This is a genomic window from Hylemonella gracilis ATCC 19624 (assembly GCF_000211835.1).
Lineage (GTDB): Bacteria > Pseudomonadota > Gammaproteobacteria > Burkholderiales > Burkholderiaceae_C > Hylemonella > Hylemonella gracilis.
Window position 1 is genome coordinate 16,221 of record NZ_AEGR01000045.1, and the last position, 24,312, is coordinate 40,532.

Consider the following 24,312-nt stretch of genomic DNA (forward strand, 5'->3'; position numbering starts at 1 on the left):
CGGGAAGTTTAGCCCGTGCAGCGCGCGCTCACGCGGCGATGGTGTGACGCTGCTCGGCCAGCACCGCGGCCTTGCGCGTCAGACGATCGATCACGTCCGTGATGTTGGACAGCACGTTGGCGACGACGGCGAATTCACGTCCCTGCTGACCCGCGCGCGCGGCAATGACTTGGGCGTTGAAGCTGACGATCTTGGCCTCCTTGGCCACGCCCTGGATGTCACCCACGATGCTCACCAGTTCCTTGACCATGGCCTCGGAGCGCGCGCGGGTGATCTCGTCGAACGCCATCGTGGCCATGTCCAGCGCGGCCAGGATGCGGTCGGTCTGGCCGATCAGCCGATCGATGGCTTCGGGCGCGGATGCGCGTTCCTGTGCGATGCCGTCCATCGCTTCGCGCACCCGGTGGACGAAGGCGTCGATGACCGGCCCCACGCCTGCGGGTCCTTGGTAGGTCGTGTCGATGCGCTGCGCCTCGGCGGGGGGCAGGGCCTTGGACGCGCTGGTCAGCCGCTGGTGGCTTTCGCTGAAGAGCTGCAAGGTGCGGCGGGCCTCGTCGAGCCGGGACCGGTCACCGCGCGCGGCCAGCAGGATTTGCAGGATCAGGCGCTGCGACAGCATGCGCTGGCGCGCCGCCAGGTTCACGACGGAGATGTCCTGTGATCGGCTCGCGACGGCCGACCCGGGGCGCGCCGCTTCGTTGGCCGTTGAGGCCAGGGGGCTGGCGGCAAGCGGGGGCACGGTGGGGATCGAGAAACGCTGGGTGGGCATGGGGAGGACGCGCGGCGTGCTGGCGTTGGGTGACTCAGACCGCTTTTTCAAGACGCTCGGGAGGCCGTGCCGACGCGGGCGTGCCGCGCACCAGGCGCAGCAACTCCGGCACGCAGGAGCCGCAGTTGCTGCCGCATTTCAGCTGTTGCCGCAAGGTGGTCAGGCGTTCGCGTTCGTCGCCGCCGCAGCGCGCCAGCGTTGCGGTGATGTCGTTCTCGTTCACGTTGAAGCAGGTGCAGACCTGACGGCCGCGCGCCGGGGCCGCCTGCGCCGCGACGGGCGCCTGGGCCCCGGGCATGAGCAGCAAGCGGCCATAGTCCTGCACGGGCAACTCCTGTTGCAGCAGGGCGCGCAGCCAGCTTTCGGCGCGGGTGTCGCCGCCCAGCAGCAGGGCTTGCAAGGTGGCCGGCCCGGCGGGCGTATCGGCGTCACGGCGCAGCAGCAAGGCACGGCGCTGTCCGCGCTGGCGGTCGGCATAACGCAATACGCCGCGGGCATCCAGACCCAGCAGGGCCTCGATCTCGCCCAGCAATTCGTCGGACGGCGCCGCCTGAGCGGCCGCGCGCAGCAGCACGCCTGTTTTGTCATGCCCGAACGGCACGCAGCTCGCATAGGCAAAGCGCGGCATCAGCCGGCGCAATGCCGAGCACGCGGTCCCGGCGCGCTCGGGCGGCAGCCAGGCCAGGCCAAGCAGCGTCCAGGGCAGTTCGGCCTTCACCACCTTGACCGCCGCATGCTTGAGTTCGGGTTGCTTGGAGGTCGGGTCAAACGCGGAGGTCGTGAGGGCGTTCACACCCGCCGAAGGCTGGCCGGTGCTGTCGTGCCCGCTCAAGAATTCCGATCCCCAATGCATGGGCAGGTACGCCTGACCACTGGCCACGTCCTCGCTGGCCTGCGCGGGCAAGACGATGGCGCCGCGTGGGCTGCTGAGGTGCACAAGCTCTCCTTCCTGCAGCCCACGCCGGGCCATGTCGCCGCTGTTCATCTGCACCACCGCCTCGGGGGCGTGACCGAAGAGCCGGCCCAGGGTGCCGGTGCGGCTCATCCCGTGCCATTGGTCGCGCAAGCGGCCCGTGGTCAAGGCCAAGGGAAAGCGCGCGCTGCGGGGTTCGGCCACGGGCTGGTGATCCACCGCCGCGAAACGCGCGCGCCCATCGGGGGTGGGAAAGCGCCCGTCTTCGTACAAGCGGGCTCGGCCCAGCGAGCCGGTGGACTGCCCTGGCGCACGGGCCTGCGCTGCCGTTTCACCCGCGCCGCCTTGGCTCGCGTCGGCGGGGCAGGGCCAGTGCTGGGGGGCCGTTTCCAGGATGTCGTAGCTCAGGCCGGTGATGTCGAGGTCACGCCCGCGCGTGCTGGCGCGGTGTTCGTTCCAGATGGCTTGCGGGCCGTCGTAGGGGAAGAGGTCGTGCCGCGGGCCGATGCCCCGTGCTTGCAGACGGTGCGCGAAGTCCATGACGATCTGCCAGTCGTGCCGAGCCAAGCCCGGCGCGGGCACGGCTGCACGCACGCGGCTGATGCGGCGTTCGCTGTTGGTGACGGTGCCCTCTTTCTCGCCCCAGGTGGTCGCAGGCAACAACAGGTCGGCAAAGTCGCAGGTGGCCGTGGTGGCAAACGCTTCCTGCACGACCACGAACTCGGCGCGTTGCAGCGCGCGGCGCACGGTGGCTTGGTCGGGCAGGCTCTGAGCGGGGTTGGTGCAAGCGATCCAGAGTGCCTTGATCTCGCCGTCGGCGGCGGCCTGGAACATCTCCACCGCGGTCTTGCCGGGCTTGTCCGGCACGGACGGCAGGCCCCACAGCGCGGCCACTTCCGCGCGGTGCGCGGGATTGGCCAGGTCGCGGTGGGCAGACAGCAGGTTGGCCATACCACCGACCTCGCGTCCGCCCATGGCATTGGGCTGGCCCGTGAGCGAGAAGGGCCCGGCTCCGGGTTTGCCGATTTGGCCCGTGGCCAGGTGCAGGTTGATCAGGGCCGCGTTCTTGGCCGTGCCGCTGCTGCTCTGGTTCAGGCCTTGGCAGTAGAGGCTGAGGGTGGGGTGTCGGTCTTGCGGCGCGGCGCCACCGCCCGCAAACAGGCGGGCGGCCTCGGCCAACGCTTCCTTCGGGATGCCGCAGACCTGCGCGGTCCGGTCGGGTGTCCAGTCGCGCACGCGGGCCTTGAGTTCGTCGAAGCCCGTGGTGTGCGCGGCGATGTAGGCGCTGTCCGTCCAGCCTTCCCAGAGCATGAGGTGCAGCATGCCGTGGAACAGCGCCACGTCGGTGCCGGGCTGGATTTGCAGGAAGAGATCGGCGCTGCTGGCGGTGTCGGTGCGACGCGGGTCGACCACGACGATCTTCAGGTCCGGGCGCCGCCTCTTGGCGTCCTCGATCCGACGGTACAACACGGGGTGCGCCCAGGCCGTGTTGCTGCCCGCGATGAACAGGCAACCCGCGTGGTCGATGTCCTCATAGCACGCGGGTGGTGCATCCGCGCCCAGCGTGAGCTTGTAACCCGACACGGCGCTGCTCATGCACAGGCGCGAATTGGTGTCGATGTTGTTGCTGCCGATCTGGCCCTTGGCCAGCTTGTTGAAGACGTAGTAGTCCTCGGTCAACAACTGGCCGCTGATGTAGAAGCCCACGGCGTCCGGGCCGTGCGCCTCGATGAAACCGGCGAAACGCGTGGCAGCGTCGTCCAGCGCCTCGTCCCAGCCAATCGCCACGGGCGCGTCGCCCCGCTGCGCGCGCCGCAAGGGTTGCAGCAGCCGTTGCTGGCGCGTGATCTCGGGCGCGGCGGTCAGGTGCAAGGTCGAGCCCTTGGAGCAGAGTCGCCCGAAATTGGCCGGGTGGTCCGGATCGCCGCGCACGCCGGTGATCTGATCGCCGCGCGATTCGATCACCACGCCACAGCCCACACCGCAGTAGGGACAGGTGGAGCGCGTTTCCTTAAGCATGCCGAGTCCCAGGATGATGCTCAGGCGCAGGTCGCCTTGCGCAGGCAGGGGCCGGCCACGGGCGGGGCGATGTCCAGCGCGAGCGTGGCGAGTTCGTTCGCGTCCAGATGCACCAGGCCTCGCTCCACCATGACCGCGAAGCGCGGCGTGCTGCCGTCATCGGGCGCGCGGGCACAGCCGTTGGTCAGTTCGATGGTCCAGTTGTGCAGCGGGCAGGCCACGCTGGCGCCGAAGACGATGCCTTGCGACAGCGGGCCGCCCTTGTGCGGGCAGCGGTCGAGCAGGGCGTGGACGTCGTCCTGCGCCGTGCGAAACAGCGCCACGGCCATGCCTTGGGGGCGTTCGACGCGGCGCGCGCCCAGCCGGGGGATGTCCTCAAGCTGGCAGATGGGGGTCCATTGGTTCATGTTCATGGCGGGGCTGGGTGTTGCTCGCGGATGGGTGATGGGCGTCAGTCAGGCCGTGGTCTTCTCGACCTTGATTGGGATGAACTGGCGCTGGTCCACGCGGGCCTTGTCGGCTTCGAACCAGGGATCGGGTTCACCGTCCAGCGTGTACTGCAGGCGTTCCCACAGGGCGCGGCGGCCTTCGTGGTCGTCGAGGATCTTTTTCTTGACGTAGTCCAGGCCGACGCGGCCCACGTAGTGCACGGTGCGCTCCAGGTACCAGCCTTCCTCGCGGTAGAGCTGCAAGAAGGCGCCGCTGTACTCCAGCACCTCGGCGGCGGTCTTGACCTTGCAGAGGAATTGGGCCACCTCGGTCTTGATGCCGCCGTTGCCAGCGATGTGCAGTTCCCAGCCGCTGTCCACGCCGATCACGCCCACGTCCTTGATGCCGGACTCGGCGCAGTTGCGCGGGCAGCCGCTGACGGCGAGCTTGACCTTGTGCGGCGCCTGCATGCGCCAGAGCGCGCGCTCCAGGTCCTTGCCCATCTGCGTGCTGTCTTGCGTGCCCATGCGGCACCATTCGCTGCCCACGCAAGTCTTGACCGTGCGCAGGGCCTTGGCATAGGCGTGGCCGCTGGGCATGCCTATGTCGCGCCAGACGGCCTGCAGGTCTTCTTTCTTGACACCCAGCAGGTCGATGCGCTGGCCGCCCGTGACCTTGACGGTGGGAATCTTGTACTTGTCCACCGCGTTGGCGATGCGGCGCAACTCGTCGGCCGTGGTCTCGCCGCCCCACATGCGCGGCACCACGCTGTACGTGCCGTCCTTCTGGATGTTGGCGTGGCTGCGTTCGTTGATGTAGCGGCTTTGCGGGTCGTCCTGCGCTTCCTTGGGCCAGGTGCTGAGCAGGTAGTAGTTCACCGCGGGGCGGCAGGTCGCGCAGCCGTTGGGCGTTTTCCAATTCAGATGCCGGTAGACGTCCGGGATGGTCAGCAGCTTGCCACCGTCGGGCAAGGGCGTGCGGATCGCATCGCGCACGGCCTGGTGTCCGTGCTCGGTGCAAGCGCACAGGGCCTTGGTCTTGGGCGTGGCCGAATAGTCACCACCGGCCGTGAACATCAGGATCTGCTCCACCAGACCGGTGCAGGAGCCGCACGAGGCGCTGGCCTTGGTGTGCTTGCGCACGTCGTCCAGGGTGAAGAGGCCCTTTTCCTTGATGGCCTTGCAGATCGTGCCCTTGGTCACGCCGTTGCAGCCGCAGACTTCGTCGCTGTCGGCCATGGCCATGGCGCGCGACTGCCCCTGGTGACCGGCGTCGCCGATGTTGGATTCACCGAACATCAGCTTGTCGCGCAGGTCGGACACGTTGCGCCCATCGCGCAGCAGCTTGAAGTACCAGCTGCCGTCCACCGTGTCGCCGTAGAGGCAGGCTCCGACCAACTTGTCGTCCTTGAGCACCAGCTTCTTGTAGACGCCGCCGCCTTCGGCGTGCGGGTCGCTCAGCACGATCTCCTCCGTGCCGGGGCCGCCAAGGAAGTCTCCGGCGGAGAACAGGTCGATGCCGGTGACCTTGAGCTTGGTCGAAGTGAGCGAGCCCGTGTAGCGGCCGATGCCGAACTGCGCCAGGTGGTTGGCCAGCACCTTGCCCTGTTCGAACAGCGGCGCCACCAGGCCGTAGGCGATGCCGCGGTGCGCCGCGCATTCGCCCACGGCGTAGATGCGCGGGTCGGTCGTGGTCTGCAGCGTGTCGTTGACCACGATGCCCCGGTTCACATGCAGGCCGGTCTGCTCGGCCAGTGTCGTGTTGGGACGGATGCCCACGGCCATCACCACCAGATCGGCGGGCAACTCTTCGCCATTTTGAAAGCGCACATGGGCGACTCGCCCGTTGGCGTCGCCCAGCAGCTCCTGGGTCTGCGCACCGATGCGGAACGTCATGCCCCGGTCTTCCAGCGACTTCTGCAGCATGCGGCCCGCGACCTCGTCCAACTGCCGCTCCATCAGCCAGGGCGCGACGTGCACCACGGTGACGTCCATGCCGCGTTTCATCAGGCCGTTGGCCGCCTCCAGGCCCAGCAGCCCACCGCCGATGACCACGGCGTTTTTGTATTGCGCGGCGGCCGCGATCATGGCCTCGGTGTCGGCGATGTCGCGGTAGGCCAGCACGCCTTGCAGGTCCTTGCCCGGCACGGGCAGGATGAAAGGCTTGGAGCCAGTCGCGAGAATCAGCCGGTCGTAGGGCGCGCTGCGCGTTTCACCCTGGGCATTGCGGGCATGCACGAGGCGTTGCTGGCGGTCGATTTCCGTCACGGTCCAGCCCGCGTGCAGGGTGATGCCGTTCGTCTCGTACCAGGCCCAGTCGTTGAGCACGATGTCTTCCAACTGCTGCTCCCCGGCGAGCACGGGCGAGAGCAGGATGCGGTTGTAGTTGGGATGGGGCTCGGCGCCGAAGACGGTGATGTTGTAGAGCTCGGGCGCCAGCTTGATCAGCTCTTCAAGGCTGCGCACGCCGGCCATGCCGTTGCCGATCATGACGAGGTTCATTTTCTTCACGAGGGGTCTCCTAGACGAAGGGCAGAGGACGGGGCAGGGTCAGCGCCGCCAGCGCGGCAACCGGCACCATCCACCCTTGTGTTTCAGGCTGCTTTTTCCACGTGGCCCTGGCGCGTGTACAGGAAGTCGATCACCGCCTTGCGGCACTGGTGATAGCGCGGGTCTTCCGCCAGTTCCACGCGCTTGCGCGGGCGCGGCAGGTCCACGGTGAGCACTTCGCCGATGGTCGCGGCGGGTCCGTTGGTCATCATCACGATCCGGTCGGACAAGAGCACGGCTTCGTCCACGTCGTGCGTCACCATGACCACGGTGCTGTGCGTGCGCGCCACGATCTCCAGCAATTCGTCCTGCAGCCGCGCGCGTGTGAGCGCATCCAAGGCGCCGAACGGCTCGTCCATCAGCAGCACCTGCGGCTCCATGGACAGGGCCCGCGCGATGCCCACGCGCTGCTTCATGCCGCCGGAGATTTCGCCCGGGCGCTTCTGCGCGGCGTGGGCCAAGCCCACCAGGGCCAGTGCCGCCTCGGTGCGCGCCTTGAGCTGGGCCTTGTTTTCGCGCCCGCCGAAGACGCGTTCAACCGCGAGGTGAACGTTCTCGAAGCAGGTCAGCCAGGGCAGCAGCGAATGGTTCTGGAACACCACGGCGCGTTCTGGGCCAGGTCCCGCGATTTCGCGGTTGGCGCAGATGAGCGTGCCTTCGGTGGGCGTGGCCAGGCCCGCGATCAGGTTCAGCAGCGTGGACTTGCCGCAACCCGAGTGACCGATCAGCGCGACGAACTCGCCCTTGGCCACCGTCAGATGGATGTCGCGCAGGGCGGGAAAGCGTCCGTTGCGGGTGCGGAAGGTCTGCGCCACGCCTTGGATCTCGATGTACTTGGTGGTCAGGGATGCACTCACGGGGAAACCTCCATGGCTTGCAATGCAGTTGAAATCTTCCGTGGGGTGGTCTCGTGCGGTCTCATGACTTCACCTCTTCGTAAGTGAAGGCGCTGGCGAGGCGGATCAGGGCGATCTCCAGCAGCAGGCCGACGACGCCGATCATCACGATGGCGATGATGATGTTCTTGACGTTGAGGTTGTTCCACTCGTCCCAGACCCAGAAGCCGATGCCCACGCCGCCCGTCAGCATCTCGGCCGCGACGATCACCAGCCAGGCCGTGCCGACCGCGAGGCGCACGCCCGTCAGCATGTAGGGCAGCACGGCGGGGAAGAGGATCTTGGTGATGACCTTCCACTCCGACAGCTGCAGCACCCGCGCCACGTTCAGGTAGTCCTGCGGCACGCGCTGCACGCCGACGGCGGTGTTGATGACCATGGGCCAGATGGAGCAGATGAAGATGGTCCAGATGGCCGCCGGGTTGGCGCCCTTGAACACCAGCAGGCCGATGGGCAGCCAGGCCAGGGGCGAGACGGGACGCAGCAGGCTGATGATGGGGTTGCACATGCGGCTCAGGAACTCGAAGCGGCCAATCAGGAAGCCCACCGGGATGCCCACCAGCGCGGCCAGGCCAAAGCCCAGGGCCACGCGCTGCAGCGAGGTCAGCACGTTCCAGCCCACGCCCTGGTCGTTCGGTCCCTTGCGGTAGAAGGGATCGCTGAACACCTCCACTGCCTGCCGCCAAGTGTCGGCGGGCGTGGGGATGCTCCGGCCCGTGCTGGCCGACACCAGTTCCCACAGCAGCACCAGCAGGCCCAGGCCCAGCACCGGCGGGATGACGCGCATCCACAGGCCGCGCCAATCGAAGGCGTGGCGCGGCTTGGCGGCAGGCTCGACCGTGGCGGTCATGGCGGCGTCGGTGGGGGCCGGCGCAGCCTCGGCTTGGACTGTCTGGACGGGCATGGGCTGGTGCATCGTGGCGGTGCGTTCGGGCTCCGGCGCTGGCGCGGATGGCTCGGGCAGGGCGAGGGGTGGCAGGTGGAATACGGCGCTGACCATGGGGTGCTCCTTTCGTGAAGCGTCGTCGAGGCTCAGACCTTGACCTTGAAGCTGTCGGCGTACTTCTTCGGGTCCTTGCCATCCCAGACCACGCCGTCGATCAGCTTGCTGCTGCGCAGATCGCTCTTGGGCACGGGAGCCTTGGCGGCGGCGGCGGCCTGCTTGTAGATCTCGGTCTGATTGATTTGCTTGGCGACGGCGAGGTAGTCGGGGTGGTCCTTCAGCAGGCCCCAGCGCTTGTGCTGGGTCAGGAACCACATGCCGTCGGACAGGTAGGGGTAGTTCACGGCGCCGTCGTTGTAGAACTTCATGTGGTTCGGGTCATCCCAAGTCTTGCCCATGCCGTTCTGGTAACGGCCTTGGATGCGGTCCTGGATGGCGTCAACGCCGGTGTTGACGTAGCTCTTGTCCGCCACGGTCTCGGCCATCTTTTGGCGGTTGGCGGCGCTGGCGTCGATCCAACGGCCCGCTTCAAGGATGGCGGCGGTGACCGCGCGTGCCGTGTTGGGGTACTGCTTCACGAAGTCTCCCGTCGTGCCCAGCACCTTCTCGGGGTGGTCCTTCCAGATCTCTTGGGTGGTGGCCGCGGTCACGCCAATGCCATCGAGGATGGCGCGGTGGTTCCAGGGCTCGCCGACGCAGAAGCCGTCCATGTTGCCCACGCGCATGTTCGCCACCATCTGGGGCGGCGGCACAGTGATGACCTTGGCGTCCGTGAAGGGGTTGATGCCGGCCGAGGCGAGCCAGTAATAAATCCACATCGCGTGCGTGCCGGTGGGGAAGGTTTGGGCGAAGGTGTATTCGCGCTTCTCCTTGGTCATCAGCGTGGCCAGGCTGGCCGCGTCAACGGCGCCCTTGTCCGCGAGCTGCTTGGACAGCGTGATCGCCTGGCCGTTGTGGTTGAGGTTCATCAGCACGGCCATGTCCTTCTTCGGCCCGCCGATGCCCAGATGCACGCCATACACCAGGCCGTAGAGCACGTGGGCGAAATCCAGCTCGCCATTGACCAGCTTGTCGCGCACGCTGGGCCAGCTGGCTTCCTTGCTCGGGATGATCTTGACGCCGTACTTCTGGTCGATGCCCAGGACGGAAGCCATGACCACGCTGGCGCAGTCCGTCAGCGGGATGAAGCCGATCTTGACTTCCTTCTTCTCGGGCGCGTCCGAACCCGCGGCATGCACCACCGCGCGCAGCGCGGGGCTGATGCCGGCCGCGCCAGCGGCGGCGGCCTGGAGGAGGGTGCGGCGGCTGAGGCTGCCGTGGTTGCCGCCGACATTGGCGATCTTGGGGTCCTGCATGATCAGCTCCTGAGAGAAGGACGGAAAGCAAAAACAAAAACGGCGCCCATTCCGCCGCGACCGTGAGCTCGCGGGAAATGGACGCCGTTGTCCAAGCGCGTTCTTCAAGAACGCGGTGCCTGACCGTCATTGGTTGGGCACGGTCACGTTCAAGCAGAATTCATGCCAAGCACGGCAGCGATGGGGCGGATGCGCGTTTCCTGGGGAAAACAGGCAATTCGGGGTGGGCCAGCGCATCGGCATCCACGCACAACTCAGGGGCCATGGCACTGTTCTTGTGCGACGCACCAAGAACGGATGAACTCGCGGGCGATTGCGCAACGGTGGCGTGTGGGGCCGCCCGGCGTCGCCACAGGCATCTCAGTCAGGGCCGCGCAGTGCTACTGAGAGAGGCTATGAGGGGCTAAGGGAAGCGCTGTGTGCCAGGCCAGGGGCTACAGCAGGTCCGCCATGGTCAGCACCGTGTTGGCGACATCGACGAGCTTGCGTCCCTGGTTCATCGCGGTCTGGCGCAACATGGCGTGCGCCTCTTCCTCGCTGAGCTTGCGCGAGGCCATCAGCAAGCCTTTGGCCCGTTCGATCACCTTGCGTTCGTTCAGCGCCGCGCGCGTGGTCGCCAATTCGTCGCTGATGGCCTGCAGGCGGCGGTTTTGCTCCTGCACCATCCCCAGCACCGAGCGCTCGAGGTGCGGGCTCAGGGAGGGGGACAGCAGCAGGGTCGCGGGCTGCGCATCCGATGCGGCGGCCTGGCGTTGCAGGGCCTGCAGGCTGGCCTGCTGGTCGCGCAGCTCCGCGCGCGCCTGCGCGATGCGGCGCTCGCACAGGCTGCGCAGGTGCAGGGCGAGCGCGTCCTCCACCTTGCGCATGGCGTCGATGCGCCGGGTGCAGCACTCATACCAGGGCAGGCTGGCGTTGGAGTCGAGCGCGCTGCTCAGGCGCGCGTCCGCCGCCACGCGGCGCATCTTCTGCTGCAGGGCCTGGGCTTCGGTGTCCTGATGCTCCGCCCAGGATGCACGCGCGTTGTCGTCGGAAAAATCGTGGAAGACCTGCAAGCAGGCGTCCTGGGCCTCGATCAAGTGGCGCCACTGCTGCTGGCGCTCCGGGTCGATGCGGCCGGAAGCATAGGCCGCCGAGCCCAGCGCGCGTTCCTGCCCCGCGTATTCCTTGCCTTGCATGAAGTGGAACAGGGCGACCAGGGCACGCGCGATCTCGGGGTCGGTGGCGCTGTCGGCGGCTTCCAGCACCACGCCCATCAGGCCCGTGATCAGGCGCACGAAGGCCGTGGTGGCCTCCTCGGGGGTGAGCGCCAGATCAGCAATGCGCGCGCGCAGCGCGGGCAAGCCCTCCAGTGCCTGCAAGACGTAGGCGATGCGGTTGAAGAGGCGCGCGCCATTGCGCGCCCGGCTGGCGTCGGTGTCCAGCGCGTCAAAACGCGCGGCCACCTCGGCCTGCAGGCGCTGGCATTCCTCCACCTGCGGCGCGCGCTGCGCGCCGAAGCGCTCACCGCGCGAGGCCAGGAACAGATTGGAGATGCCGCGTTCCTTTTGCAGGGCATGCACCAGGCGGCCGATCACGCTCACCAGCTCGCTGGTCAGCGCCAGGTGTTCGAGTTCACTGATCTCGCACTGGCGTGCGGCGACGAGGAAGTTCAATCCGGAGTTCATCGGCGGGCGGTGGTTTCATGGGCCTCGTCTGAATGCGGGGCGGATGGCGGATCATAGGGTGTGTATTTTTCACGGTTTGGCTTGACTGCGTGACGCCGCTGCCCGGGTATTGGAGCGGTTCAGGGGATTGGAAGCATCGGGTCGATGTGCTAACTTGGTCCTGATAAGAAAGCAGCGCGAACCTCGCGCGCTTCGACAGGGGGTCGCATGCAAGCTTTTGCCATCGAAGACGCGGCCGTCCTGGACGCCTTGTTCTCCAGCGATCTCGGCCTGGGCCTGGCGGTGCTGGACCGCGATTTGCGCTACCGGCGCATGAACAGCAGCCTGGCGGCCTTCAATGGGGTGTCCGTGGACGCGGCGCTGGGGCGCAAGGTGTCCGACGTGCTGCCTGCCGCTTACCCGGAGATCGAGCCGCTGCTGAACAAGGTCTTGTCCGGCGAACCTCAGGAAGGTTTTCGGGTGATGGTCGAGGTGCCCAGCTTGCCGGGCCAGGCCTCAGAGTGGCGCGCCAGCTACCTGCCCATCCGCGCGCGCGATGGAACGGTCAACGGGGTTCTGGTCAAGGCCGTGAACATGACGTTGCAGCAGGCCCACCAGCGCGCGCTCGCCGCCAGCGAGGCACGCCTGCGCAGCCTGTTTGAACAAGCGCCCGAGGGCATGACCCTCGTGGACGCCGAGGGCCGCATGCTGCTGGTCAACCGCAACATGGGCGAGCTGTTCGCCTGCGAGCCCGACCAGCTGCTGGGTCAGCACGTCAACATGCTCTTGCCCGAGGCACGGCGCGCCACCCACCGCGTGGAAATGGGGCGTTACCTTCAGGCGCCGACCAAGCGCGTGATGGCCGAGCGTCGCAAGCTCACGGCCCTGCGCCTCGATGGCAGCGAGTTCCCGGTGGAGGTGGCGTTGAGCCCAATCCCCGGACGTGATCCACCCGAGGTGCTCGCCACCGTGGTGGACATCACCGAACGCCTGGCGGCCCAGGCCGCCATGGAAGCTTCTTTGCGCGAGAAGACCTTGCTGCTCAACGAGGTGCACCACCGGGTCAAGAACAATCTGCAGATCGTGGCCAGCCTGCTGGACATCCATTCGCGCAGCGCCGAGGGCGAGGCCCGCGAGGTGCTGCGTGACAGCCGCAGCCGCGTTGGCGTCATCGCCATGACCCATCAGCTGCTCTACGAGGGCAGCAATTTTTCCGGTTTGGAGTTTGGCCCCTACCTGGGCAAGCTGGTGCAGTTGCTCAAGCAGACCTATGTGCGCGAGACCACGAACGTGGAGCTGCAACTGGATGTGCCTGCGCAGGGGATGCGCATCGAGACGCACAAGACCGTGCCGAGTGGGCTGATCGTCAATGAGCTGGTGGTGAACTCTTACAAGCACGCCTTCACGGGGCGCGGCTCGGGGCACATCCGTGTCTCAGCCCGGCGGGTGGGCCCGCGGGCGGAGCTGGAGGTGGGGGACGACGGGGTGGGTTTGCCAGCGGGCTTCGATCCCTCGTCCTCGCGGTCCATGGGCTACCAGCTGGTGTACATGCTGGCTCAGCAGATCGGTGCCGAGGTGGAGACTTTGCCGGGGCCCGGCACAGGCCTGCGTTTCACGTTTCTGATCGAGGACTAGAGGAGCACGCGATGGACACAGAGACCAGCCTGGCAGCGCCGAGGCCCATACGGGTCCAGATCGTCGAGGACGAGTTGATCTTCGCCTATGACCTGCGGCAGAACCTGGAAGCGCTGGGCTACAGCGTCACCGGCATCGCGTCCAGCGAGCAGCAGGCCGTGGATCTGGCTGCGCGTGAGCGCCCGGACCTGGTCCTCATGGACATCAACCTCGGGAGGGGCGGGGATGGCACGCGCGCGGCGAAGCAGGTGTCGCATCAGCTCCACCTGCCCGTGATCTACCTCACGGCCTACGCGGGCGACGACATCCTGCAGCGCGCCATCGAAGCCGCGCCTTATGGCTACGTGCTCAAACCCATCCAGATCGTGGAGCTCAACGCCACCATCCGCGCGGCCCTGGCCCGCGTGGAAGAGGAACGCAAGACCCGTCGGGCCGAGCGGCGCTTTCGGCTCGCCATGGAGGCCGGGCGCTTCGGCGTGATGGAGTTCGACGCGGCTCGGCGGCAATTCGAGCTCGATGGTTTCATGGAATCCATCCTTGCTCAGCCCTCCCAGAGCTTCACGGTGGGCCATGACGCCTTTCTGCGTCACATCGAAGAGTCGGAGGTGCGCCAGAGCATCGACAGCTTGCTACTGGCCGGGCGCATGGTGCAGGTCTGCACGGCCTGGCGGCGCGATGACGGCGAGCGCATCTGGCTGGAGATCCATGCCAGCTACTTTCCCGAGGAGGATCGCGTGGTGGGCATCCTGCGTGATGTCAGCGAACGTGTCCAAGCCGAGGAACATCTGCGCCAGGCCGCGGTGGTGTTTGAAACCACCGGCGATGGCATCCTGATCCTGGATCGCGAGCAGCGCGTATGCATGGGCAACAAGGCCTTCGAGCGCATCACCGGCTGGCGCGTCCAGGAGGTGCTGGGCCAGCGGCCCGATGATTTCCTGCATGCCTCGCGCAGCGGTGACCGGCGCCGCGTCGTCGCCACGGACGACCAAGATTCGATCCAGGTCGAGATCACCTGCCGTCGGCGCGACAACAGCCTCTTCCCGGCGTGGGAGGGGCTGTCGCCGGTGATTGACCGTGTGGGCAAGCTCACGCATTACGTGCTGACCTTCTGCGACATTTCCGCGCTGCGCAGCGTGGAGAGCCGCCTCACCCATGTGGCCCTGCACGATGCCTTGACGGGCTTGGGCAACCGCCACCAACTCGACATCTGCCTGCGTCACAACATCGCCCGGGCGGCCAGCCGCGTGGACGATGGCGGCTTTGGTCTGCTCTTCATCGACCTCGATGGCTTCAAGAACATCAACGATTCCCTGGGACACTCCGTGGGTGACGAGATGCTGGTGGAGATCGCTCGCCGCTTTCGCACGACGCTGCGCCAGAACGACGTTGCGGTACGCATGGGCGGGGACGAATTCCTCATCCTGCTGGACCAATTGCGCAGCACCGAGGACGCCATGGCGCTGTGCCGCAAGCTCCTGGCATTGATCAGCGAACCCATACGCACCAGCGTGGGCCAGACCGTCAGCACCACGGCCAGCATCGGCATCGCGCTCTTTCCCGAGCACGCCGACAGCGCGGACGAACTGGTCAAGGCCGCCGACACCGCCATGTACGCGGCCAAGGCCGCTGGCCGCAATCGGGGCGCGGTCTTCTCGCAGGGCCTGGCCCGGCGAGCCTTGGAGCGTTTGCAACTGGAACAGGGACTGCGTCAGGCCATCGTCCGGGGCGAGTTGGAGCTGCAGTGGCAGCCCGTGATCGACCTGCGCGACGGCCGCATCATCGGCGCGGAGGCGCTGCTGCGCTGGAACCATGGGGACTCGGGTCGCATCAGCCCCGAACGCTTCATCCCCCTGGCCGAGGAGACCGGGCTCATCCTGCCGATTGGCGATTGGGTGCTCGAACAAGCCTGCCGCAACGCGGCGGACTGGAAGGCTCAAGGACTGGAGCCGGGGCGTTTGGCCATCAATGTCTCGGCCCTGCAACTGCAGCAGGAGGGCTACGCCGAGCGCGTGGGCGAGGCCTTGTCACGCCATGGTCTGTCGCCCGAGATGCTGGAGCTTGAGCTCACCGAATCCTCGCTCCAGCATGGCGAAGCCGTCCAGATGGCCCTGCACAAGCTGCGGGCGCTGGGCGTTTACCTTGCGCTCGACGACTTTGGCACGGGGTTCTCGTCCCTGTCCATGCTCAAGTTCCTGCCCTTGACGCGCCTCAAGATCGACCGCAGTTTCATCCGCGACCTCGCCACCGATCCCAACGACATGGCCATCGCGCGCACCATCGCGGTGATGGCCATGACCATGGGGCTGGAGGTCACCGCCGAGGGCGTGGAAACCGAGATCCAGCGCACCATCCTGCTGGGCCTGAACGTGCGCGAGGTGCAGGGCTGGCTCTACCACCCGGCTCTGCCGGTGGGGAAGTTCACCGAGTTGCTGGTCGCTCGCCGGTGAGCTGAGGTGCGGGACTGGCTCGGTGCTCAAGGGCGGGCGCCGGTGTTCATCAGAATTGCTCCCACTGCTGCTCATCACCGCTTTGGCTTGCCGTCGCCAGCGCGGGACCGGCGGCTTTGGCGTTGCCCAAGGCCTTGGCGGGTGCAGCCTTGCCGCTGACCTTTGCGGTGCTGGGGCGGGCTGTCACCCGTGCCGCGCCGGTCTGAGGGCGGGGGGCCATCGTCGCGGCGGGTGCGGCCACGACGGAGGCCACGACGCTGTTGCTGCCCACGTTGAAGACCGACACCACCTGCGACAGACGGCGCGCCTGGTCGCTCAGGGATGTGGCGGCGGCGGAGGACTCCTCCACCAGCGCGGCGTTTTGCTGCGTCATTTGGTCGAGGTTGGTCACGGCCAGGTTGACCTGTCCGATGCCGTCGCGTTGTTCGGCCGAGGCCGCCGTGATTTCACCGATCAGGTCGGACACGCGGCGCACGCTGGAGACGATCTCTTCCATGCTGTGGCCCGCCTGGGTCACCTGGTTGGAGCCAGTCTCCACATTGCGCACGCTGGTCGAGATCAGCGTCTTGATTTCCTTGGCGGCGTCCGCGCTGCGTTGCGCGAGGTTGCGCACCTCGCCCGCGACCACCGCGAAACCCCGGCCTTGTTCGCCCGCCCGCGCGGCTTCCACCGCTGCGTTCAGTGCCAGGATGTTGGTTTGGAAGGCGATGCCGTCGATCACGCCAATGATGTCGTTGATGCGCTTGGACGACGCGGTGATTTCCTTCATGCTGAGCACGACCTGATTCACCACCTCGCCGCCGGTGCGGGCGGCCTGGGCCGCGCTGGCCGCCAGTTGATTGGCCTGGGTGGCGGTTTCCGCCGACTGCGAGACCGTGGCCGTCAGCTCTTCCATGCTGGCCGCCGTTTCTTGCAGATTGGCCGCGGTTTGTTCGGTGCGCGCGGACAGGTCGGCGTTGCCCGTCGCGATCTCCTGCGAAGCGGTCGACACAGCTTCCACGCCGGTGCGCACTTCGGCAACCACGGTGCGCAAGCGGTCGGACATGGCGCCCAGGGCACGCAGCAGTTCACCCGTTTCGTCCTGGGCTTGTGATTCGATGCGGGCGGTGAGGTCACCGTCTGCGATGCGTTGCGTCACGCCGACGGCTTCCCGCATGGGGCGCACGATGGAGCGCGCGACGGCCATGGCCAACACCATGCCCAGCAACACGGCCAGGGTGGCTCCGACGCTCAAGGCCCACTGACTTTGTTCGGCGGTGGCATGGGCCCGCTTCTGTGTCTGCGCCAGCAGATCGCGCGCATGGTCCGCGATGTCTTCCAGCGAGCGCAGGTAGGTTTGGGCCAGGGGCAGCAGTTCGGCGTCCACCCGCGCCATGATGTCTTCGCCCGCCTGCTGGCGCTTGATGAGCGCCGTGCGCGCGTCCACGTACACCTTGCGATTGCGCGCGATGGTGTCCATCAGTTCCTTGCCCTTAGCATCGGTGATCAGTTCGACCAGCTGTTTCTGGTCTTCCCCAATGAGCTTGGAGGTGGCTGACATGTCGCGGTCCAATTCAGCCTGGTAGTTGGCGTCGTGCGTCTTGAGCGCTGACGAGGCGCGTACCCAGTTCATGGAGGTCCGCATCCACCAACTCTGAGCCAGTAAGGCGCGCTGCATTTCCACCGAAGCGATCTGGTCGCTGGTTTTGCTCAAGGCGCCAAGCCGCGAGGTGCCGACGACCGTGATGGTGGCCGTGATGAACAGCAGCGCGGAAAACGCCAATGTCAGGCGGGCGCTGATTTTGAGATTGGACAACTTCATGGTGATCCTCCTTGGATCGGGTTGGGACGGCCTGGCGTCTCCAGCGCCGGTGGCGGCTTGCCGGTGAGGTGAGGCGCTTCGCGCGGGGGGCACGTCCGTGACCTGAAGTCTCCGTTACAAATGTAAAAACCACGTCGAACAAAAGTTGGGTTTTGTCCCCCCAGTTCGGACCTTGAAATGGCCACCGGCCCGCGCGGCGTGCAGATGGGAAGACCGGGAGGCATGCCGAAAATGCCGCACGGATGGCGGGAATGGGCGGCTTGTGCACGTGCACGGTGCACTGAGCGCAGCAGCCTTGCGCTGTGCGGGAAACCGCGCGAGCTGCAGACAGAACGGGCAGCCGAGGAGGCCGCTGATGTGAAGCGGAGGGACGGCGGAGAGGGAGAGAAGGCAGGGAGAAGGCGGAGAGAAAGTGGAGATTGCGCCTAGGCCCGTCGAGCCGCCCCAGCGGCTCAGGCTGCCGACCTGAGCCTGGAGCCCTTCTTTGCCTTGGGCAACTCGGTCAGGTCAGGGCGCGCGGACGCGCGAGACTGCGTGGGCTGGCAGAAGCTGAGGCCGCGGCCAGGGCGGGGACGCGTGGGTTGCCGTCGGCGAGCGCCTGAGCCCGGGGCAGCGCGCCAAGGACCGCATCGTGTGGCGTGAGCTTGAAGCGTTGCACCACGTGGGCCAAGGTGCTGGCCTGGTCGGCCAGCAGCGCGGCGGTCGCCGTGCATTGCTCGACCAGGGCCGCGTTCTGCTGCGACATGCCGTCGAGCTGGGCCACGGCGTTGTTGACTTGCGTGATGCGCTCGTTCTGCGCCGTGGTCGAGGCGCTGATCTCGCCGATCATCTTCGAGACCCGATGCACCGAAGCCACGATGTCGCCCATGGTGGAGCCTGCCTCCCGCACCAGACGCGTGCCGGCCGTGACCTTGCTGGTCGACATGCCGATCAGCCCCTTGATTTCCTTGGCGGCCTCGGCGGAGCGTTGTGCCAGGTTGCGCACCTCACCTGCCACGACGGCGAAGCCCCGGCCCTGTTCACCCGCGCGGGCCGCTTCCACGGCGGCGTTCAAGGCCAGGATGTTGGTCTGGAAGGCGATGGCATCGATCATGCCCACGATGTCGGCGATGCGCTCCGAGTCGGCCGCGATGTCTTCCATGGTTGTGACCACCTCGGTCACGACGTGGCCACCGCGCCCCGCGACGTCGGAGGCCGAGACCGCGACTTGGCTGGCCTGCCGGGCCACGTCCGCGGCTTCGCTCACCTGGCCCGTCAACTCCGCCATGAAGTGCGCGGTCTGCGCCAAGCTGCTGGCGGCTTCTTCCGTGCGGTGCGACAGGTCCATGCTGCCGCGCGCGATCTCGGAGGAGGCGCTGCCAATGCCGTCCGTCGTGGCCTTCACCTCAGAGACCAGCTCATGCAACTGACCCCGCATCGATTCCAAAGCCATCAGCAACTGACCGATTTCATCGCGGCGGGTCGTGTGCTGCGACAACGACAAATCACCTTGCGCGATGCGGTCGGCCAAGGTCACGGACGAAGCCAAGGGGCGCGTGATGGACCGGGCGATCAGCAACGAGGCGCCGATGCCCGCCAACAGCGCGGCCCCCGCCACGGCCAGCAGGATGGCGCGGATGCGGGTCGATGTCGACTGCAGTTCGGCGGAGTACTGCTGGCCCAGCTCGGCTTCCAGCCGTGCGAGGTTTTCGATGTCCTGGCTCCACGTGCGCTGCAGTCCGTCCCATTTCTCCATGTTGCGGCGCAGGTCAAAGCGCAAGAGGAAGGCGTTCTTTTCCGCGTCATCGCCTCCGGCCTGCTGGCGCGCGTCCAGGAAGATCTGCCGCGCAGCCTTTTCGGAACCCTCGAGCTTGGCGAACAGCACCTTCTCCTCGGCGCTCGTGAGCAAGGGCGAGAGCTGGGCTTTCACCGCGTCGTAGCGTTGGAGCGCCTGGCGCAGTTGATCCATCTGGCGCAGTTCGTTCTCACGCGTTTCCTCCAGGGAAAGGTTGCGCATGGCGATCAGTGCGTGGTTGACGGCACGGTCCATCTGTTGGGACTGATGGGCCTTGTTGGTGTAGACCTCGGCGATGAAGCGCAGACCTTCGTTGATGCGGCTCAGTCCCCAATACGAGGTGGCCGTGATGATGGCCAGCAAGGTCAAGACGGCGCCAAAGCCGAGCGCGAGGCGATGGGAGAGACGCAGCTTGTTCATCGAAAATCTCTTGGGCATTCAATCGCTCAGCGCTCGACACCCATCAACCAGTTCGGCACGCTGGTCACGATGCTTGGGAAGACCGTGATCAACACGATGGCGCCGATCATGCAGGCGAAGAAAGGCAGCGTGACACGCGCGATGCGGTTGCTGTCGATGCCTGTCATGTTCTGCAGCACGAAGAGGTTGAACCCCACGGGCGGCGTGATCTCGGCGATTTCGATCAGCAGGATGATGAAGATGCCGAACCACACGAGGTCAAACCCGGCTTGCTGCACCATGGGCAGCACCACCGCGCTGGTGAGCACGATCATGGAGATGCCGTCGAGCGCCGTGCCCAGCACCAGGTAAACCACGACAAGCACCGCGATCAGGCCATACGACGACAGGTGAAGCGCTTGCACGAACTCCGCCAACTCGCGCGGTATGCCGGTGAAGGCCATGGTCTTGGTCAGGAAGGCGGCGCCCGCCAGGATGAACATGATCATGCAGCTCATGCGCGTCGCGCCCATCAGGCCTTGCCAGAAGTTGCGCCAGGTCAGCGAGCGGCCCGCCGCCGCGATGGCCAGCGAACCCACCACGCCCCAGGCCGCGCATTCGGTCGCGGTGGCGATGCCAGCAACGAGCACCCAAACGATGAAGACGATGAGCAAGCCGCAGGGAATCAGGCTGCCCGAGCGGCGCAGCTTTTCGAGCAACGTGGTCGGTTCGTCGGGCGCGGGCACCTTGTGCGGGTTGCGCAGGCTCCACCACATGATGTAGCCCGAGAACAATCCCATCAGCAGGAAGCCCGGCAGGAATCCCGCGAGAAAGAGGCGGATCACCGACGCGTCGGCCGCGACCGCGTAGACCACCATGGTGATAGACGGCGGAATCAGGATGCCCAGGCCACCCGCCGCGGCCAGCGAGCCGAGCGCGAGGTTGCGGTCGTAGCCACGCCGTTCCAGCTCGGGCAGGGCCACCTTGGCGATCGTGGCGCAGGTGGCGGCGGAAGAGCCCGAGACCGAGCCGAAGATGCCGCAGCCCAGGATGGTGGTGTGCATGAGCCGACCAGGAACACGTGACAGCCAGGGCGAGAGGCCGTCGAACATCTGCTCGGACAGTCTCGTGCGGTACAGGATTTCTCCCATCCAGATGAACAACGGCAACGCGGCCAGCTCCCAGCTTGCCGTGGTTTCCCAGAAGGCGGAGAACAGGTTCTTGCCCGGCGCGGTGCTGGTGAAGAACGCCTGTCCCACCCAGCCCACGATGGCCAGCGTCATGGCGATCCAGACGCCTCCGGACAATAGCAACAACATCAGAAGGAGCAGCAGGGCTCCGATTTCAAGCAAGCCCATTCAAAGCTCCTCGGAAAAATCACCACGCGCGTGGCGTTCTTCCACCCGCGTGACATAACTGGGATTCGCGCCACGCAACACCGTGACGCATTCGTCGACGACGGCCACCACGAAGATCAGGGCGCCCACGACGAAGCTCAGCTGAGGAATCCACATGGGTATCGCGACCATGTTGCCCGCGATGTCGTTGAACACCCAGCTTTCATAGGTGAAGCGCGCGGCCCACCAGCCCAGATAGGTGATGGCCACCGCGGCGACGGCGAGCGAGGCGAGTTCGAACCAACGTCGAACGTGTCGCGGCACTGATTCGAGCACCAGCGTGACGCGGACGAAGTCGCCGTTGCGAAAGCTGTAGGCCATGCCCAGGAAGGCGGCCGCGGCGCAAAACCAAGCCACCACATCGTTGATCCAGGCGACCCGCCAGTTGGCGAGCCGGCCGATGGAAGCACCGATCATGAGCACCAGGATGGTCAGAACGCACAGGGCGGCCAGCGCGCCACCCAGGGCGTACAGGCCGTCAAGTGCGCGGCGAATGCGGCGAGGCCGCGCAGTTGATGCAGTCATCTTGGTGGGTGATCAGCGTTGATAGGCGTCAATCAAGGTCTTGCCTTCGGGACCGGCCTTCTCAAGCCATTCCTTCAGCATGGTGTCGCCGACTTTCTTCATGTCGGCCTTGAGCTGGGCCGAGGGCGCCAGCACCTGCATGCCGCTGGCCTTGAGCTTGGCCAGCGTCTCCGCGTTGACGCGTTTGCTCGCGGTCAGACCGCGAGATTCCGCCTCGGCGGCCGCCTTCATTAGCGCGGCTTGCGTGGGCTTGTCTAGAGCGTCATAAGCCGCCTTGTTCACGATCACCATGTTCTTGGGCAACCAGGCCTGCATGTCGTAGTAGTGCGTGAGGTTTTCATACAGCTTGCTGTCCACGCCGGTGGCGCCGGAGGTCATGGTGCTTTCCACCACGCCCGTGGCCAGCGCTTGTTGCAGTTCGGCGGCTTGCACGGTGACGGGCTGCGCGTTCACGAGGTCGGCGATGCGTGCCGTGGCCGGGCTGTACGCGCGCCATTTCACGCCCTTGAGGTCAGCCGCGCTGTTGAGCACCTTCTTGGTGTAGATGCCTTGTGGGGGCCAAGCCACCGCGTAGAGCAGCACCATGCCTTGCTCGGCCAGCTTTTTCTCGATCAGGGGCTTTTGCGCCTTCCAGAGCTTGACCGAGGCGTCATAGCTGTCGGCGAGGAAAGGCAAGCCGTCGGCGCCGTAGATCTGCCACTCATTTTGCAGGTTGGCCATCAGCACTTCGCCGGCCTGTGCCTGACCGCCCTGGACGGCGCGCTTGATCTCGGGGGCCTTGAACAACGTTGCGTTGGAATGCACGGTGACCTTGAGCTTGCCGCTCGTGGCCTTGTCCACGTCCGAAGCAAACTGAACCAGATTCTCAGAGTGGAAATTGCTGGCTGGATAGGCCGAGGCCAGGTCCCATTTGGTCTGGGCCAAGGCGCTGCCGCCGATCAGGGCGAGGGTCGCGGCGGCGAGGGTGAACAGGCGACGTTTCATGTGATCTCCAATGAAATGGGTTGAAAACGGATTGCGAACTGTATGGGTGGTGGCACGATTGCTGCTTGGTGTTTTCCCGAAATGACGACATTTCGTTGTTAAATTGTTTTTTATCTCCCTACAATTCGTCGCATGCAATATCAATGCCAGACAGGAGCGTGCTGATGCCCCGCAAAGCCGCTGTTTCCTCCACCAAGACCTCTGGGGCGCCCATCGTCTCCTCGGCGCACCTGGTTTCGCCGCGCAGCGCCGAGATGAGCGAGTTCGAATTCGGACTCATCGTCGCGGGCAATGCGTTTCACCGCTGGATCGCGCACTGCATGAGTGCGGCCGGTCTGAAGGACCTGACGCCGCTTGACGTGCTGGTGCTGCACCACGTGACGCACCGTGCCCGTGACAAGCGCCTCGCGGACATCTGCTTCATCATGAACGTGGAAGACACCCACCTCATCAATTACTCCCTCAAGAAGCTGCAAGGCTTGGGCGTGGTGGCTTCCAGCAAGAACGGCAAGGAAGTCACCTACGCCTCCACCGAGGAGGGGCAGCAGTATGTGCGGCGCTACCGTGAGATTCGCGAAACCTGCCTGATCGACGCACTCAAGGCCGATGACGCCTTGAATCGCGACATCGGTGAGCTGGCGCGGCTGCTGCGCGTGCTGTCCGGTGTGTACGACCAAGCGGCCCGCTCGGCCGCCAGCCTATGACCCAACAGCTCGCCTCCAGTGTGATCCGCCCGCATGGTTGGGTGCGTGAGCCCGCGTGGGCTCAAGCGACCCTGAGGGCATGCCCCGAGTCCCATGGTTGACCTGCGTCACATCGAGACCTTCTTCTGGGTGGCGCAGCTCGGTAGCTTTCGCGCAGCCTCGGAGAAGCTGCACACGACGCAACCCGCCGTGTCGCAGCGCATCGCCTCGCTCGAGGAAGGCCTGGGGGTGCGCTTGTTCGAGCGCGATGCCCGCGGCGTGAACCTGACGGCCAAGGGTCAGGAACTGCTGTCGCACGCGGAGCGCATGCTGCAGATGCGGCAGGACATGATGCAGGCGGCGCGCGAGCAAAACGTCATGAGCGGTCCCATCCGCATTGGCGTGGCCGAGACCATCGTGCAGACCTGGTTGCCGAAGTTTCTGGAGCACCTGCACACGGCGTATCCAGCCCTTGTGCCCCAGATTGAGGTGGACACGTCCTATGTGATGCGCAGCCAGTTGTTGTCGCGGCAGATCGACCTCGCATTCATGCTCGGCCCATTGGAAGAGGCTCGCTTGGAGAATCTGCATCTGTGCGCCTATCCCCTGGCCTGGGTGGCGAGCCCGCGCCTGGAGCAGGGGGCCGGCCCCTTGAAGCTGACGCAGGTGGCGCGTTTTCCCGTGATCACTTACCCCTCGAACAGCGCGCCTTACAAGGTGGTGCAGGACATGCTCGCTCAAGCCAAGATCAAGGCGCCGCGCATGATCGGCAGCGCCTCCTTGTCCATGGTGGTGAAGATGATGCTCGATTGCGTGGGCGTGGGCGTGATCGCACCCATCTTTCTCGACAAGGAACTCGCCAATGGCGAGCTGCGCATCCTCGACGTGCGCGTTGGCGATCTGCCTGACCTGGTGTTCACGGCGACCTGGGTGCAGGGCCCTGAAAGCCGAACCTTCAAGGCGATCGCGCAGCTCGCGCAACGCACTGCGTCCGAGTACGAGCGCCGCGGCAAACCCTCGCGCAAGAGGGGTGGGGCATGAAAACCGGAAAACCATCAGACCCAAGAAAAATTTATACCTGGGCATCCGAAATCACGATTGGACAGTGTGTGACGGCTCGGTTGCAATGGGACACCTTCCCTTCTTCAACC

General features: G+C 66.0%; 17 protein-coding genes. 4 read left to right on the plus strand and 13 right to left on the minus strand.

Annotation, left to right across the window (positions count from 1 at the left end; translation table 11 throughout):
- Positions 1–28: 28 nt before the first annotated feature.
- The 8 genes from HGR_RS05440 to HGR_RS05475 form a co-directional block, all read right to left on the minus strand.
- Positions 29–769 (minus strand): type IV pili methyl-accepting chemotaxis transducer N-terminal domain-containing protein, encoded by a 741-nt coding sequence (locus HGR_RS05440; RefSeq protein WP_006297122.1) that lies wholly within the window; start codon positions 767–769, stop codon positions 29–31.
- Between the two features lie 34 nt (positions 770–803).
- Entirely contained in the window at positions 804–3,701 is a 2,898-nt protein-coding gene (locus HGR_RS05445; protein WP_006297124.1) for a nitrate reductase, read from the minus strand.
- Between the two features lie 20 nt (positions 3,702–3,721).
- The gene (nirD, locus tag HGR_RS05450; RefSeq protein WP_039852528.1) at positions 3,722–4,108 is read right to left on the minus strand and encodes a nitrite reductase small subunit NirD; all 387 of its coding nucleotides are present in this window, start codon (positions 4,106–4,108) and stop codon (positions 3,722–3,724) included.
- Positions 4,109–4,156: 48 nt separating this feature from the next.
- On the minus strand, positions 4,157–6,640 hold the full coding sequence (gene nirB / locus HGR_RS05455) for a nitrite reductase large subunit NirB (RefSeq protein ID WP_006297126.1): 2,484 nt from the start codon (positions 6,638–6,640) through the stop codon (positions 4,157–4,159).
- Between the two features lie 83 nt (positions 6,641–6,723).
- Positions 6,724–7,536 (minus strand): ABC transporter ATP-binding protein, encoded by an 813-nt coding sequence (locus HGR_RS05460; RefSeq protein ID WP_006297127.1) that lies wholly within the window; start codon positions 7,534–7,536, stop codon positions 6,724–6,726.
- A gap of 61 nt (positions 7,537–7,597) precedes the next feature.
- Entirely contained in the window at positions 7,598–8,575 is a 978-nt protein-coding gene (gene ntrB / locus HGR_RS05465; RefSeq protein WP_006297128.1) for a nitrate ABC transporter permease, read from the minus strand.
- A gap of 32 nt (positions 8,576–8,607) precedes the next feature.
- Positions 8,608–9,873 (minus strand): CmpA/NrtA family ABC transporter substrate-binding protein, encoded by a 1,266-nt coding sequence (locus HGR_RS05470; RefSeq protein WP_006297129.1) that lies wholly within the window; start codon positions 9,871–9,873, stop codon positions 8,608–8,610.
- 434 nt (positions 9,874–10,307) lie between these two features.
- Positions 10,308–11,537, minus strand: coding sequence for a nitrate regulatory protein (locus tag HGR_RS05475; protein WP_006297130.1), 1,230 nt, complete (start codon positions 11,535–11,537; stop codon positions 10,308–10,310).
- 207 nt (positions 11,538–11,744) lie between these two features.
- On the opposite strand from HGR_RS05475, the gene HGR_RS05480 reads away from it, so the two are divergent.
- Positions 11,745–13,151, plus strand: coding sequence for a sensor histidine kinase (locus HGR_RS05480; protein WP_006297131.1), 1,407 nt, complete (start codon positions 11,745–11,747; stop codon positions 13,149–13,151).
- 11 nt (positions 13,152–13,162) lie between these two features.
- Positions 13,163–15,598 (plus strand): two-component system response regulator, encoded by a 2,436-nt coding sequence (locus HGR_RS05485; protein ID WP_006297132.1) that lies wholly within the window; start codon positions 13,163–13,165, stop codon positions 15,596–15,598.
- 49 nt (positions 15,599–15,647) lie between these two features.
- Here HGR_RS05485 and HGR_RS05490 read toward each other — a convergent pair whose 3' ends face one another.
- The 5 genes from HGR_RS05490 to HGR_RS05510 all read right to left on the minus strand — a co-directional run bounded on the left by HGR_RS05490 (position 15,648) and on the right by HGR_RS05510 (position 22,478).
- A complete protein-coding gene (locus HGR_RS05490; protein WP_006297133.1) occupies positions 15,648–17,399 on the minus strand; it encodes a methyl-accepting chemotaxis protein in 1,752 nt (583 codons plus the stop codon).
- 502 nt (positions 17,400–17,901) lie between these two features.
- Complete coding sequence (locus HGR_RS05495; RefSeq protein ID WP_006297134.1) at positions 17,902–19,593, minus strand: methyl-accepting chemotaxis protein; 1,692 nt, start codon at positions 19,591–19,593, stop codon at positions 17,902–17,904.
- A 26-nt stretch (positions 19,594–19,619) separates the two neighbouring features.
- Positions 19,620–20,930 carry a TRAP transporter large permease gene (locus HGR_RS05500; protein WP_006297135.1) on the minus strand — a complete coding sequence of 437 codons (1,311 nt, stop codon included), beginning with the start codon at positions 20,928–20,930 and terminating at the stop codon, positions 19,620–19,622.
- Positions 20,931–21,494, minus strand: a complete 564-nt coding sequence (locus tag HGR_RS05505; protein WP_006297136.1) for a TRAP transporter small permease — start codon at positions 21,492–21,494, stop codon at positions 20,931–20,933.
- A 12-nt stretch (positions 21,495–21,506) separates the two neighbouring features.
- Positions 21,507–22,478 carry a TRAP transporter substrate-binding protein gene (locus HGR_RS05510; RefSeq protein WP_006297137.1) on the minus strand — a complete coding sequence of 324 codons (972 nt, stop codon included), beginning with the start codon at positions 22,476–22,478 and terminating at the stop codon, positions 21,507–21,509.
- 164 nt (positions 22,479–22,642) lie between these two features.
- Here HGR_RS05510 and HGR_RS05515 point away from each other — a divergent pair, with 164 nt between their 5' ends.
- Both HGR_RS05515 and HGR_RS05520 read left to right on the plus strand, forming a co-directional pair.
- On the plus strand, positions 22,643–23,182 hold the full coding sequence (locus tag HGR_RS05515) for a winged helix DNA-binding protein (protein ID WP_006297138.1): 540 nt from the start codon (positions 22,643–22,645) through the stop codon (positions 23,180–23,182).
- A 93-nt stretch (positions 23,183–23,275) separates the two neighbouring features.
- Entirely contained in the window at positions 23,276–24,202 is a 927-nt protein-coding gene (locus HGR_RS05520; RefSeq protein WP_006297139.1) for a LysR family transcriptional regulator, read from the plus strand.
- The last annotated feature ends 110 nt before the right edge of the window (positions 24,203–24,312 follow it).